The organism is Sporosarcina sp. resist (assembly GCF_014302295.1).
Lineage (GTDB): Bacteria > Bacillota > Bacilli > Bacillales_A > Planococcaceae > Sporosarcina > Sporosarcina psychrophila.
In genome coordinates, this window is the sequence record NZ_CP060287.1 from 1,199,299 (window position 1) to 1,213,796 (window position 14,498).

Here is a 14,498-nt window from a genome sequence, read left to right on the forward strand (position 1 = left end):
GCAATGCTTATTTTCAATGATGTTAATGGTGGTCGTGTTGAGCTGACTTTCGGAGAAAACCAATTTGGAATGCCAGCTCGGCATGTCCTTGTTATCCTCAAGCATAATGGTAAATGGTTACTGACTCGGCATTTAGTTCGAGGCGTTGAGTTTCCAGGTGGTAAAGCAGAGCATGGAGAAACGATCGAGGAGGCAGTTATACGCGAAACGATTGAAGAAACAGGTGTGAAAATTACGGATCTTGTGCAATTTGCAGAGTATGTCGTTCGAAGTAATAGTACATTTTGCAAAGCTGTATTCACAGGGAAAGTTGCGGAAATCGATGAGCATCCAGCCCTTTACGAAACAGAAGGAGCTATGTGGATGACTAATGAAGAGCTTGACCAGTGTGAAGAATTGAGTTTCCTTATGAAAAACACAGGCATGGAAACATTAAGAAAGTGGGTGGAAGAGCATGAGTCATGATGGTACGATCATTCATAGAAGGCCCTATCCGTCTCCAAATCCACATGTTTCGCTTGAAGAAATTACATATTTTTCAGATGGGTTAAAAGTGAAGGGACTCATGGCAGAACCAATTACAGAAGGGAACTACGAAGGCATCATCTATTTGCGAGGGGGCATGCAGCATATCGGTATGGTTCGTCCTGCCCGAATTGCACAGTTTGCTTCGCAAGGATTTGTTGTCTTCGCTCCTTATTATCGGGGGAACCGTGGAGGCGAGGGACGGGATGAGTTTGCTGGGGCCGATCGTCAGGATGCGGTGAATGCCGTTGATGTGCTGAAGCAAAATCCGAAGACAAACGTGGAAAAAATTCACTTGTTTGCATTTTCACGGGGCGGTATAATGGCTCTTTGGACAGCAATTTTACGTGAAGATATTACGTCGGTAGTTACATGGTCTGGCGTATCCGATATCGTATTTACATATAAAGAACGGAAAGATATGCGGCGGATGATGAAAAGAGTTATCGGCGGGACACCGAATAACATGCCGGATGAATACAGAAACCGTACGGCGCTGTTCCGCGTGGATGAAATTGATGCTCCCGTACTCATCATTCATGGCATGATCGACGAGAACGTGTCATTTCAACAAGCAGTTTTGCTTGAAAACGCACTGCATGAACATAAAAAAGTATATGAGACATGGTATTTCCCTGAATATACACACTTCATACCGCCTGTCATGAATGCACAACTTGTACGCGATTTATGTAGTTGGATGAGAAGACAAGAAAAATGAGTGGTTTTTTGAATAAAATGAAGTTGCAATTAGAAGTACGGGTTTGCAATTAAAACGCCAAAGTTGCAATTAGACGAAATAAGTTGCAGTTACAACTCCATTTTTACAATTACAAATCCAAGGTACAAAAAAACAGTGTAGCACATTCAATGTGCTACACTGTTTAATTTGAAAATTATGCAATCGGTCCGCCTTTAAGCGTAATCTCTTCAGAAACCATACCGAATTTTTTAAAGTTTTCATGGAACATGTTTGCCAATTCATTTGCTTTTACATCGTATGCTTCGCCGTCTGCCCATGCATTGCGCGGGTTCAACACTTCTGTTGGAACACCTTCAATGAATGTAGGCATTTCGAGGCCGAATACGCCGTTAGTTTCTGTTTCAATGTTGTTCAATTCTCCAGCAAGAGCTGCCTGTACCATAGTGCGTGTGTATTTAAGATCCATACGCTTACCAACGCCGTAGACACCGCCAGTCCAGCCTGTGTTAACAAGGAATACTTGTGCATCATGTTCATCAATTTTCTTCCCAAGCATTTCAGCGTATACTGTCGCTGGAAGTGGAAGGAAAGGTGAACCGAAGCACGTTGAGAACGTTGCTTCAGGTGATGTGATACCACGCTCAGTTCCGGCAAGCTTCGAAGTGAACCCGCTTAGGAAGTGATACATTGCTTGTTCTTTTGTTAACTTCGAGATTGGAGGTAGCACGCCAAACGCATCTGCCGTTAAGAATACAATCGTTTTCGGATGACCAGCAACAGAAGGGTCAACGATGTTATCAATTGCTTGGATAGGATAAGCTGCACGCGTGTTTTCAGTTAATGAACCATCATCGTAGTCAGGAATGCGTGTTTCCGGATCGACGACAACGTTTTCTAGTACGGAACCAAAACGAATTGCACCAAAAATTTCAGGTTCTTTTTCTTGTGATAAATTAATACATTTTGCATAGCAACCGCCTTCGATATTGAAGACACCAGTGTCAGACCAGCCATGCTCGTCATCGCCGATTAATTTACGGTTTGCATCTGCCGAAAGTGTTGTTTTACCTGTTCCAGAAAGACCGAAAAATAGGGCAACATCACCGTCTTCACCAACGTTTGCCGAACAGTGCATCGGCATAATTCCATTTTCAGGAAGTAAGTAGTTCATGATTGAGAAGATTGATTTTTTCATTTCGCCAGCGTATTCAGTTCCACCGATAAGAACAATACGTTTTTCCATTGATACGATAATGAATGTCTCTGAATTCGTACCATCGACCACAGGATCAGCTTTAAATGAAGGAGCCGAAACGATTGTAAATTGTGATTCATGTTGTACTAGTTCTTCTTCAGTTGGGCGGATGAACAAGTTGTGAACAAACAGGTTATGCCATGCAAATTCATTCACAACTTGAATGGATAGTCGTGAAGCTGGATCTGCGCCTGCAAAACCTTTGAAGACGAACAGTTCGTCTTTTGTTCTCAAATGAGTAATTACTTTATTATATAATGAATCGAAAATTTCAGAAGAGATTGGACGATTGACGTTGCCCCAATCGATTTTGTCTTTGGAGGACGCTTCCTCAACAATGTATTTGTCCTTAGGTGAACGACCTGTATATTTGCCTGTCTGAGCTGTAACCGCTCCGTCTGATGTCAATTGAGCTTCACCACGTGAAATCGCTTTTTCAACAAGTTGTGGAACTGAAAGTTGAACTTTTACATTTTTCCCAGAAAGAAGTTTGTTGAGGTCATCACTAATTTTCGCAGATATCATAAGTATGTACCGTCCTTTGCATATAGTCCCAATCAATTGGGTGTCATCACATTATTGAATTAGTATAACACATTAAGAATAATAATCTATACTAATTCAAACCTCAAGGATTTATACGCAAAATGGGTAAAAAGATTTGACATGCAACAAGATTTTTCGTAGCATATATAGTTGAACGGATACTCTTATCCCGAGCTGGTGGAGGGGTCAGGCCCTATGAAACCCGGCAACCTGCACAGACGTTTTGTCTGCGCGAAGGTGCCAAACCTGTAGCAAGGCACAGTCCTTGTATGATAAGAGTGAAAGGTGCTTATGAAATCATGCCTTTCCTCATGTATTATTACGTGAGCGAAGGGCTTTTTATATGATATCGCCCTTAATCCTCGTGTATAGAGCTCGCAATGGCTTGTAGTCTTTTCATTTAGAAAAGACTCTACATGGGACATATGAGTACCGTATCAATCTCGTAGGATATAAGGAGGAAATAACATGACAAATCGCCGACTATTTACTTCAGAATCGGTAACTGAAGGACACCCGGACAAAATGTGTGACCAAATTTCGGATGCTATTCTAGATGCTATATTGGCAGAAGATCCAAATGCACGTGTTGCATGTGAAACGACAATTACAACAGGACTTGTCCTCGTTGCAGGAGAAATTACGACGACAACATATGTCGATATCCCGAAAGTTGTGCGTGAAACTGTTAAAGAAATTGGTTATGTACGCGCGAAATACGGATTTGATTGGGAAACATCTGCAGTTTTGACTGCGATCGATGAACAATCAGCCGACATCGCTGCAGGCGTTGACCAAGCACTTGAAGCGCGTGAAGGTTCGATGACAGATGATGAACTTGAAGCAATTGGAGCTGGTGACCAAGGTTTGATGTTCGGTTACGCTTGTAATGAAACACCGGAACTGATGCCGTTACCAATTAGCCTAGCTCATAAATTATCATTCCGACTTGCACAAGTACGCAAAGATGAAACCCTTACGTATCTGCGTCCAGATGGAAAAACACAAGTGACTGTTGAATATGATGAAAACAATAAACCAGTACGCATCGATACAATTGTTATTTCAGCGCAACATCACCCTGAAATAACACTTGAGCAAATTCAGCGTGATATTAAAGAATTCGTCATAAACCCGGTTGTACCAACTGATTTAATCGATGAAGACACGAAGTACTTCATCAACCCAACTGGCCGCTTCGTAATAGGGGGACCTCAAGGAGATGCAGGTCTTACTGGCCGTAAAATCATCGTTGACACGTACGGTGGTTATGCGCGTCATGGCGGCGGTGCGTTTTCTGGGAAAGATGCGACGAAAGTGGACCGCTCGGCTTCATATGCGGCACGTTATGTTGCGAAGAACATTGTCGCTGCAGGACTTGCAGATCGATGTGAAGTGCAACTTGCTTATGCAATCGGTGTTGCACAACCTGTATCGATTTCTATCGATACATTTGGAACAGGCACAGTCGAGGAAAGTAAACTTGTTGAGCTTACGCGTGGACTGTTTGACCTTCGTCCAGCAGGCATCATCAAAATGCTTGATCTGCGCCGCCCAATTTATAAACAAACAGCTGCATACGGTCACTTCGGCCGTACAGACATTGATCTACCGTGGGAACAAACGGATAAAGCTGATGCATTGAAAGAGTTAGCAGGGAAATAATGTAGTGTAAACACTGAAAGGCAGGATTTCCCTGTTTTTTGGTGTTTTTTCTGTTTAGGATGTTTGATTTAGCGGGCGTCATAGAGTGTAGCGAATCTGTCGTACACTCTCATCACAGGAGCTATAAACAAATGATACAATTGTTATAAAGTGAAACCTGATCGGAGAGGAGAGAGCGTCGGGCTATGAGTTTAATAGGTTTGTTACTACTGGTTGGGGTTGTTGCGTTATTTGTGTTAATTGGTTTAGTAATCTTTTTTTTTATAAAAAAATAAGAGCTGCCTTCAAAGGCAGCTCTTTTATTACTGTTGTAAATTCTTGTAATACTGCCCTTTTTCGGCATACTCCTGAACAATCCGTTCCATGTCCGCACGATCGTCGTCATTCAGCTCACGCACGACTTTTGCTGGCGACCCGAGTGCTAGCGTATTCGGGGGAATCTTCTTACCAGGCGGCACGAGACTGCCTGCGCCAATGAATGCCCCTTCGCCAATTTCAGCACCGTCCAAAACAATGGAACCCATACCGATAAGCGCTCCTTTTTTTACCGTACAACTATGTAACGTTACTTGGTGCCCAATTGTCACCTCATCTTCAAGAATAAGCGGAAACTTTGGGCTTTGATGAAGGCAGCATAAGTCTTGAATATTTACTTTACGTCCAATAATTGTTGGAGATACGTCACCCCGGATTACGGTATTAAACCAAATTGTCGATTCAGGACCAATTGTCACATCACCTGAAATCGTCGTGAAGTCGCCAATGAAAACGGACGGATCAATTACAGGCGTTTTTCCTTTATAAGGATAAATCATGATGCTCTCCTCTTTTCTTTAGGTAGTGTATAATTATCGTAACAAAGATTAGGTTTTTATTGTAGATAAATAGGGAAATATATAGATAAAAGAACTAGATAGATGAGGGGAAGATGACCATGTGGAAATGGGAAGCGGAAGGGCCGCCAAAAGCTGTCGTGGCCATCGTCCATAATGTGTACGAACATCATAGTAGAAATGCATGGCTTATTCAGAAACTAAGAAACAGCGGTTTTCATGTCGTGACAGGAGATTTACCTGGACACGGGGCGGAAGGTGTCGGAAAAATTCACGATGAACAATTTGATGCCTACGCTAAATTTGTGGAAAAATTAATAGCGGTCGGTCTCGATGATAATTTACCTTTGTTCATTATTGGACATGGAATAGGTGCCACCTTCGTAATGCGTCTTTTACAGCGAAAGAAAATTGAATGCGCAGGGGCTGTTTTTAGTTCCCCATGGCTAGCATTGCGTCATCAGCCACCTAAATTTTCGAACGTATTGACAAAATTCTCGTCATCCATGAAATTGAATCATGAAATTGACATTGAGATGTTAACACGCAATAGTGATTTATATGAAGAAGCTAAGCAAGATGACTTTTATAACGATGAATTCACCGTAGCCTGGTATAAAGAGTTACAATCATTCATGAAATTGGTTGCGCAGAGTGAAAGAAGTGTTCATGATATCCCAGTGCTTATGCATATTGCGGAAGAGGATAAAATAACAGACATAGTGCTTGCTAAGAAATGGTTTATCCGACAGGAACTTTCTGAGTTTCAATATAAGCAATGGAAACGGCTGTACCATGACGTTTATCAGGAACCAGAGCGCGAGGAAGTATACTTATATACGGAATCATTTATGAATAATGTTCTAAGGTCGCTAGGGTATGTCGTATAGGGAATACTTGGAAATGGTTTGTGAGTAAATGTGAAGAGGGAGGTGTTTACGATTACGATAATTGGGTTTGTACGCCATGGCGTTACCGCGTGGAATAAAGAAGGAAGGGCACAAGGAAGTACTGATGTCCCACTTGATGATGAAGGAATTGAGATGGCACACGGTGTAGCTCAAAGACTTTCTGGTGAACAATGGGATGTCATCTACACAAGTCCTTTAATTCGTGCTGCAAAAACAGCTGAAATCATCGCGGACAGTATGCCTGATATCCGTCTCTTATCGGACAATCGCTTGCGGGAATCAGGGGGTGGCCTGGTTGAAGGATTGACGGAAATGGAGCGAGTAAAAAAATGGGGGCACTCATGGAGACAGCTGGAACTCGGTTTCGAACCGCAGGAAGAAATTATTTCACGCGGACTTAATTTCATAGAGGAAATAAAAGAATTGCATCCAGATAAACGAATCTTAGTCGTCAGTCATGGAGGATTTATTGGTCGATTGATAAAAGAGCTTGTCCCTTACAAGGATTTAGCTATGGATCTGGAAAACACATCAGTCACTATTATTAAACTGCAAGAAGATCGAAACCTATGCGAGCTGTTTAATTGTACGAAACATTTACAACGTATTAAGTAAGCATTTAAAACGCCAGAGAATGGCGTTTTTTATTTTGCGTATATTTAATAAGTCGAAATACATTATATTATTTAAAATATTCTATCATTCTAGTGACTATTAGACTATAATCAAAAATATAGTCTAATGAGGTCAGAATTTATGAGTGAAGTATGTCGAATCAAAGTAGAAGGAGGTAAGTGAAATGAAATCGATTAAAGCAAAAATTATTGTCAGTGTAATAGCGTTATTTTTCATTATCCTTACGGTAGTAAACTTGTTCGTTAATCTTCAAATGCAAAAGCAAACGGAAAATGTACTTATAAATCAAAGTGAAGTTGCCGTGCAGGAGATGAGTCGATCGATTGAAAACAGTATGTTGCAATATGAAAAAACGCTATATTTGCTTACCGAAAATCCGGAAGTCACATCATTTATAGAGACGCAGTATGGCACTGGAAGTGATAGCGAATTAAGTCGAGGCATCGAAAAGGTCTTTAATGATTATATGGGACAAATGACGGATACGGATTTAATGTATTTTGGATTCGAAAACAAATATACCAAATTTGTTCCCCATCTCGTTATCGATGGATTTGATCCGACTAGCCGCGTATGGTATACAGCAGCTAGCGACCAACCAGACAAAGTTGTATGGTCGGATCCATATGTCGATGCAGCGTCAGGTGGATATGTTATTACGGCATCTAAAGCGATGAAACGAAACAATTCACTTGTTGGTGTTATTGGGGTAGACATTAGTTTGGGAAATATTACTGATAGTGTATCCAAAAGTGAATTTGGATTTGGAGGCTACCCATTCTTATTTGATAGAAATGATGGGGCAATCGTTCACCCTCATTTACTAACAGACAAAGAGGAATTGGCGGATTTATCTTATTTAACGGCATTATTTAACGAAGAAAAAACTAAGGGAATCGGACAATACAATGAAGATAAGAATGAAATGGTCGGCGTTTTTACCGAAGTCCCGCATTTCGGTTGGACAGTTGGTGCCGCGTTCAATCAAGATGCAATTGATGGTTCAGTTAGTCAAACTAGGAACTTAATCATCATAACTTTCATATTAGCAGGAATAGTAATGATTGTTGTTCTTTGGTTCTTAATATCAAGAATTGTTAGTCCTCTCGGTGAAATTCGTACAGCAATGGATAAGGTGACGGAAGGAAACCTTAACGCATACGCGGATGTGAAATCGAAGGATGAATTTGGTCAACTTGCAAACAATTTTAATGCTATGACTTCAAAAGTTCGTGATGTTATTACATTGGTTAACCTTTCTGTCGATGAAGTTCGTTTAGCGGCAGAAAGCTTAAGTGCATCCGCAGAAGAGACGAATGCCGTTAGTGAGCAGATGGCGGGGGCTATCGATGATATCGCATCAGGTGCAACGAAATCCGCACATGATACAGAAGATGTGACGCAAACAGTTGGCTATTTAAGCGAACAACTAATAGGGATTCAAGAAAAAGCGAGCATTATGACAGGCATTGCAATAGAAGCTGAAGAGGTCAACAAAAGTGGAGTCAGCCAAGTCAATCAGCTACAATTGTCGTTCGATGGCTGGAAGACAAATCTGCAATCGATGGCGGATGTCGTTGGAGATTTGGAAACGAAAGTTGGAGCAATCGGAATTGTCATGGAAACGATAACTCAAATTTCCACGCAGACGAACTTGTTGGCGCTTAATGCGAGCATTGAGGCAGCACGTGCTGGCGAACACGGTAAAGGCTTTGCGGTCGTTGCTGATGAAGTGAGGAAACTAGCTGAACAATCTGCACGAGCAACAGATGAAGTAAAAGCGACCGTTCAAGAACTTCAAAATGGCTCCCACCAAGTTTCGAGGCAAATGAGGGAAACGGGGGAGACATTTGAGGAACAAGGAAAAGTCGTGCTGGCTACACAAATGACGTTCGGAGACATTTCCAAACTCATGAATAAGCTTGAACAGTCCATCAGCAGTGTCTATGACGAAGTAAATAAGGTCGTTGAACATAAGGAGACGGTTATGGAGACAATTGAAACTATGGCGGCGACAGCTGAAGAAACAGCTGCGGCAAGTGAAGAAATTAGTGCATCGACGGACGAGCAGCTTCGGGCAATCCGTGAGGTAGCACAAGCCGCGGATACATTGGCGGGGTTAAGTGACAATCTGCACACCGCCATGAGCCATTTCAAAGTTTAATAACAATTAGCTGCCGGGAAATTGGAAGGTTTTTGTTTAGAGTTAAAATTAATCTTAATCATCTTGCGGTTCTGTCTTTGGACGGAGCCGCTTTACTAGTAGGCGGTATAACGGAATCGGTAAAATACTTAATGGTTTTGCTACTATAATCTTTGTACTATACAGTCGGCGCTTAACGAATAGAAGATTCTTCCAACAACGCTTTGTCGCTTTGTTATGGTCTCACGCAATAAGCCCGATAGTAGATTGCTGAGGAGGGATTGAACTGCATCCCTCTACTTCGTCTCACACTTGTTGCTCATTCGCTAAATTCGTTCGTAAAACTGGTGAGGTATACCACCTTGTTAATCTTAATATGTAGTGCAGATATTATTTTTAACTTTTTTGGATGCCTTCAATGACTATCACTAAATAGCAGGCGACCTCTATTTCAAACGATGTATATTTTTGGGTCCATAATGGTACCGACAGGATAAGGTATGCTATATTTATGTATAAGTATCAGTTTTTCTGTCGAACATTGTAAGACAGTTTCTGAGAATGCTAGGTTATATATGTATTCTTATTGATCCTTTCAACACCGTTTGTTCATGTACCCTACTAATCAGTGGATAATTCGTCTCAACGTGATAGGTGAACTTACTTGAAAAGATGAATTATGAAGCATGGATAATACATTGAAAAGGGGAATTATCTTTTGAACACTAAAAAACTTTCGTTATACGCTACAGCACTATTATCGACGGCACTTATATTAGGTGCGTGTACCGATAAAGAGATAGTAAAGAACGCTCCTACGAATGAGGAAATTCAGAGCGAGTTCGGTTTCCGTTCATTTGACTTAGATATAGATACAGTCAAGAAGAGAGATGCAATTGAAGCTTCATTTGACTTGGATATGTCCGAAACCGAAGCAGAATACAAGAACAAATTAAATAACATTAAGCTATCAGGAGATAAAGCTTATAGTGAATTGCAACCGATTTTTAAAGAGCTAGGTTTAACAACAGACATGTCGAGAGAAGAAGTAATAGAAAAGGTGTCCAAAGCATTTGGTGCAGAAGATTACGCGGAGTTTGATCTGGAAATTGAATTCACAGATGGAAGTGAGCAAGAATTTTCGGATATGAAATAATAAACTACCGGGAGAATTCTAGTTTTCGGGGTAAATAGTACGCAATATTCAAAGCGCCGAACCTCAAAAGTTCAGTGCTTTTTGTTTTTATCATATACAACTAGTTACTTTGCCTATCCAATAATTTTACGACCGTTATAAGTGGAAAAGTAACACGGAATTAAAGAGATGAATGATTAAGTTTTATTGAATTGACGAAGGCATTTTTTTCACTTACCTAACATTGTGGTGAACGAAGCGCGATTGTTATAATAAGAATCTTTTAAGTTGGGCAGGAATTTATCATAAAGAATAGAATATAGAGCATAGTAGTCTATAAACGCATAGTAACGTTATATGGTAAATAATATGAATTATATAGTAGACGGGGGTATTGTATGAAAGAAGGCGGCAAAAGTGAGCTCATTTCGTGGATACAATCAGTAGCAATTGCATTCGTCATTGCAATCGTCATTCGCCAATTTTTATTTACACCAGTCGTCGTATCGGGTCAATCGATGCAGCCGACTTTTGAAAATGATAATAAAATCGTCATCTCAAAAGTGTATAAGATTGCTCGTTTTGACATGATTGTTTTCCATGCTCCGGATTCAGAGGACAATTTCATTAAGCGGGTAATTGGTCTTCCGGGAGATGTCGTCGTCATGAACAACGACAAGCTTTATATAAATGGCGTGGAATATGAAGAGGACTATGTGCAAGAGAATAAAGCTGGGATTTTCGAAGGCCAGAAGTTAACACAAGACTTTAAAGTGGAAGTACCTGAAGGCTATTTATACGTGCTTGGAGATAATCGAAGAAACAGTACAGATAGTAGAATCATCGGTTTCATCGATGAAAAATCAGTTATTGGTTCAGTGAAGTTCAGGTTCTATCCATTTCGTGAAATGGGAATACCAAAATGAAAAATCACTCTAAATGTTCCATGCTCATTGGAATTGACGGTCTTGGCGGATCGGGAAAAACGATGTATGCCTATAAATTGCAGCAACAGTTAGAGGGCTCAGTGATCTTGCACCTTGATGATTTTGTACACAAAAAGGAAGTCCGTTATAACGAGAATTATGAAGAATGGTATTGCTATTATCATTTACAATGGCGGTATGATTATTTAATACAAAAATTACTGCTACCATTGAAAAGTGGTTTGGATGTGAATGAGACAATCGAAGTGTATAACAGAGAAACTGACAGTTATATACTGCGGGAAATTGAAATCCCCGCGGGAACAACAGTAATCGTTGAAGGGGTTTTTCTACAACGTCCTGAATTGAGACCGTATTTTGAAATAGTCGTCTATCTAGAGTTGGATCAAGAGACGAGGTTAAAAAGGATTACAGATAGGGACATCTATATGGGGAATAAGAAAGAAATCGCTTTAAAGTACGATCAACGGTATTTCCCCGCGGAAGAAAAGTATATAGAACAATGCAATCCATTAGCTTTGGCAGATATAGTTGAAAATGAAGTGAAAGAGGGGCTAGTATGACATTTCCAGTTTTAAATACGCCGCGACTTCGATTGACTAAAGTGGAATCAGGTCATGCGCCTGCACTATTCACCATTTTTTCAAATCCACAAGTAGTTAAGTATTATGGGATGGACCCGATGTACGAGTTGGCTCAGGCGGAAAAAATTATTGAGCATTTCAAAAGTACTTATGAAACAAAAAGAGGAGTGCGCTGGGCGATTACGCTAAAAGACGGGAACCAGTTTGTAGGCACAATTGGATTGAATAACTTGGCACTTGGCATGAAAAAAGCGGAAGTTGGATTTGAAATACATCCGGACTTTTGGAGAAGCGGTATTACCTCTGAAGCATTACAAGCGGTTTTGGATTATTCATTTGATGAACTTGGGCTGCACCGTATGGGGGCAGTCACATTTCCTGCAAATAGTGCATCTATCGGACTGTTAGAGAAGAATGGATTCTTGGCAGAAGGAAAGTTAAGAAGTTATTTATTCCAAAATGGGCATTCCCACGATGCGTTGATATTTTCAATTTTGCACACTGAATGGAAGATAAATCAGTAACGACACCCCAAGTACTCTGCATATAATTTTGAGACCACTGAAAAATGGATTCAGACTTACGAGTAGCTTTAATTGAAAATCATTAAATTAAGAAAGGTCTATTTCTCTTACAAAAAATAGACCTTTTCAAGTGTGTATGCTGCATGCACCTTAGTTAACAACCCCTCCTTAACGTAAGTAGTTAACTCCATTGCAAAATAAGAAAACATACAAAGATCAGTAGTACTAACCATTGCCTTGGTCTGCACTACTGATCTTAGTATGTTTTATAACTTGCGTCCTCTGCTACTTAATAGGCAATAAACCTTTGCCGGTTGTAATATAGATTTTTCCATCTATTTCAACCGTTTTCACTTTATTTTCCTTCAAGCGAATTATGCCACGTTCCTCCACTACTTTTGATTCTTTTTTAAAGAGAACGGGGGTAATAGATTTATATATAATGTACTTGGTATAAAAAATATCAGAACTTTTTTGTGGTGTTTGTGAATTCCTCTTTTCAGAGATAAAGTATGGTTTTGAAAGAATATCATTACTTTCTACATACGCATAATAATAAGACGGTAGTAAAAACGCCCTAAAACAACAAGTTGTTACAATGATTATTACAAAAAATGATAATGTATCTGCTGCCCGTATATTTACATCTTTTTTAACTGAAATTATGTAAATTGCAGAAGGAAAAGAAAAGACAGCGATCAATAAAAGCCATTTATCAATACTAGTTCTATTGACCACAATAGTCCATCCAAAAAACTTCATTATAAAAAGAAATATAACGATGGAGGCTAAGCTTAATAAAGCAATATAAATCTTTTTCATTTTTTCACTCCCTTAAAAATACTAGTTATTCCCAATAAGGGCATACTCATTGTCTTCTCTTACAAAGACTACCGAATAACGAGAATATACCAAAAAATCAATTCGGTTATACCTAACCAAGTCAAATAGAAATATCGAAGAGAAGATAAGGGGGGGAAAGAGATATGTCTTATACTATCACCAACAATTACATCCCGGAGTCCTTATCCCCCGTAGTTACAGTCTTTGCTACTAATTGGTTATTTTAATGATGGTGAGATGGAATTGCTGGATACAAATCAACTGAAGCAATATTTTGCTGTATCGGTCAAGCATTTAAAACCAGCCAGTCTTGCACATCGCATTATTACACATTAATGGTATACTTTGTATAAATTGAAATAGGGAAAAATGACATCAAATCTAAATTATTGATAGGTTCTATTGTTCTTGTGATTGGTGTTGCATTCGTTGGGGTACGTGCCATTTTTACTTACGGGTAGGTTTGTCATTTTATAGTAAATGTAACTTTTAGCCGAACGCTACGTATATATTAAAAAGGGGAGGTAATGTAATGCATTGGATAATGTGGATTTTCTGGGGGTTCTTTGTAACTTTAATTGTAGGCGTCTATCTTGTGGATTTTTTGACTAAAAGGAAATATAGTTTTCATGAACAGGAAAAGTCATTAAATCAGAATTCAGCTGTAAACGATACTCTACGAGAAGTGGGACGGATTGATCAACAAATTGGACCGTTTTAAATTAAGGAAACCTCATAAATACTTCAACTAATGAAAGCTTTAGTTGAACAAGTAGCTGCCTGTAAGGGTAGCTTTTCTTATTGAACTCTCATGAAAATTAAACGCAGCTCATTTCTTTTAAAAAAAGTACAGCGTCTAGATTATGGAACAGATTACTTGTTGTCTTGCGCGTTCTTCAATAATGTTTCGAAGATAGCGAACTAACTCCTTTAGAGAAGGAGTAATATAGGAAAAAAAGTACGTTACTTATTCAATAATTTTTATCTTTGGTTTAGTAAGCGGGATGTTTATTGTTATCCCTTTATTTGGTGATGTGTTTAGGTGAGTGTTTTTTATGATAGATGAATTGATGAAATTGCAGCAGAGAATGGGTGAAAGTTACCTGTTCTTTTTTATTTGACTAAAAGGAAGATTATCGGGAAGTGTTTGCAGACGTTATACGCAATATAAACCTTAGCCTTATCACCTGCCAAAAAGATGACAAATTAGTTGGAAAGTGACACTGGATTTTTGTAGTCTGATTAATC

At 39.6% G+C, this 14,498-nt stretch carries 14 protein-coding genes and 1 riboswitch; of the genes, 11 read left to right on the top strand and 3 right to left on the bottom strand.

Annotated elements, in window-relative coordinates:
* Positions 1-3: 3 nt before the first annotated feature.
* Together H7992_RS06005 and H7992_RS06010 are read left to right on the top strand one after the other, a co-directional pair.
* Entirely contained in the window at positions 4-465 is a 462-nt protein-coding gene (locus H7992_RS06005; protein WP_067206508.1) for an NUDIX domain-containing protein, read from the top strand.
* Positions 455-1,246: an alpha/beta hydrolase family protein gene (locus tag H7992_RS06010; protein ID WP_187046940.1), complete on the top strand. Its 792-nt coding sequence runs from the start codon at positions 455-457 to the stop codon at positions 1,244-1,246. The genes H7992_RS06005 and H7992_RS06010 overlap by 11 nt, the downstream gene beginning before the upstream one ends.
* A 175-nt stretch (positions 1,247-1,421) precedes the next feature.
* Here H7992_RS06010 and pckA read toward each other — a convergent pair whose 3' ends face one another.
* Positions 1,422-3,008, bottom strand: a complete 1,587-nt coding sequence (pckA, locus tag H7992_RS06015; protein ID WP_187046941.1) for a phosphoenolpyruvate carboxykinase (ATP) — start codon at positions 3,006-3,008, stop codon at positions 1,422-1,424.
* A gap of 182 nt (positions 3,009-3,190) precedes the next feature.
* A riboswitch (SAM riboswitch) is annotated at positions 3,191-3,308 on the top strand.
* A 189-nt stretch (positions 3,309-3,497) separates the two neighbouring features.
* On the opposite strand from pckA, the gene metK reads away from it, so the two are divergent.
* A complete protein-coding gene (gene metK, locus H7992_RS06020; RefSeq protein ID WP_067206517.1) occupies positions 3,498-4,694 on the top strand; it encodes a methionine adenosyltransferase in 1,197 nt (398 codons plus the stop codon).
* A 302-nt stretch (positions 4,695-4,996) separates the two neighbouring features.
* Here metK and H7992_RS06025 read toward each other — a convergent pair whose 3' ends face one another.
* Positions 4,997-5,509 carry a gamma carbonic anhydrase gene (locus H7992_RS06025; RefSeq protein WP_187046942.1) on the bottom strand — a complete coding sequence of 171 codons (513 nt, stop codon included), beginning with the start codon at positions 5,507-5,509 and terminating at the stop codon, positions 4,997-4,999.
* Between the two features lie 119 nt (positions 5,510-5,628).
* On the opposite strand from H7992_RS06025, the gene H7992_RS06030 reads away from it, so the two are divergent.
* The 7 genes from H7992_RS06030 to H7992_RS06060 all read left to right on the top strand — a co-directional run bounded on the left by H7992_RS06030 (position 5,629) and on the right by H7992_RS06060 (position 12,407).
* Entirely contained in the window at positions 5,629-6,417 is a 789-nt protein-coding gene (locus H7992_RS06030; RefSeq protein WP_067206522.1) for an alpha/beta hydrolase, read from the top strand.
* A gap of 42 nt (positions 6,418-6,459) precedes the next feature.
* Positions 6,460-7,053: a histidine phosphatase family protein gene (locus H7992_RS06035; RefSeq protein WP_335339517.1), complete on the top strand. Its 594-nt coding sequence runs from the start codon at positions 6,460-6,462 to the stop codon at positions 7,051-7,053.
* Between the two features lie 184 nt (positions 7,054-7,237).
* Positions 7,238-9,238, top strand: a complete 2,001-nt coding sequence (locus tag H7992_RS06040) for a methyl-accepting chemotaxis protein (RefSeq protein WP_187046943.1) — start codon at positions 7,238-7,240, stop codon at positions 9,236-9,238.
* Positions 9,239-9,935: 697 nt separating this feature from the next.
* Complete coding sequence (locus H7992_RS06045; protein ID WP_187046944.1) at positions 9,936-10,373, top strand: YusW family protein; 438 nt, start codon at positions 9,936-9,938, stop codon at positions 10,371-10,373.
* Between the two features lie 377 nt (positions 10,374-10,750).
* The gene (gene lepB / locus H7992_RS06050; RefSeq protein ID WP_187046945.1) at positions 10,751-11,278 is read left to right on the top strand and encodes a signal peptidase I; all 528 of its coding nucleotides are present in this window, start codon (positions 10,751-10,753) and stop codon (positions 11,276-11,278) included.
* Positions 11,275-11,862 carry an AAA family ATPase gene (locus H7992_RS06055; RefSeq protein WP_187046946.1) on the top strand — a complete coding sequence of 196 codons (588 nt, stop codon included), beginning with the start codon at positions 11,275-11,277 and terminating at the stop codon, positions 11,860-11,862. The genes lepB and H7992_RS06055 overlap by 4 nt, the downstream gene beginning before the upstream one ends.
* Positions 11,859-12,407: a GNAT family N-acetyltransferase gene (locus H7992_RS06060; protein ID WP_187046947.1), complete on the top strand. Its 549-nt coding sequence runs from the start codon at positions 11,859-11,861 to the stop codon at positions 12,405-12,407. The genes H7992_RS06055 and H7992_RS06060 overlap by 4 nt, the downstream gene beginning before the upstream one ends.
* A gap of 285 nt (positions 12,408-12,692) precedes the next feature.
* Here the strand turns inward: H7992_RS06060 and H7992_RS06065 are convergent, their stop codons facing one another.
* On the bottom strand, positions 12,693-13,229 hold the full coding sequence (locus tag H7992_RS06065) for a hypothetical protein (RefSeq protein ID WP_067206548.1): 537 nt from the start codon (positions 13,227-13,229) through the stop codon (positions 12,693-12,695).
* A 553-nt stretch (positions 13,230-13,782) separates the two neighbouring features.
* On the opposite strand from H7992_RS06065, the gene H7992_RS06070 reads away from it, so the two are divergent.
* Complete coding sequence (locus H7992_RS06070) at positions 13,783-13,971, top strand: tumor necrosis factor receptor family protein (protein WP_067206551.1); 189 nt, start codon at positions 13,783-13,785, stop codon at positions 13,969-13,971.
* The last annotated feature ends 527 nt before the right edge of the window (positions 13,972-14,498 follow it).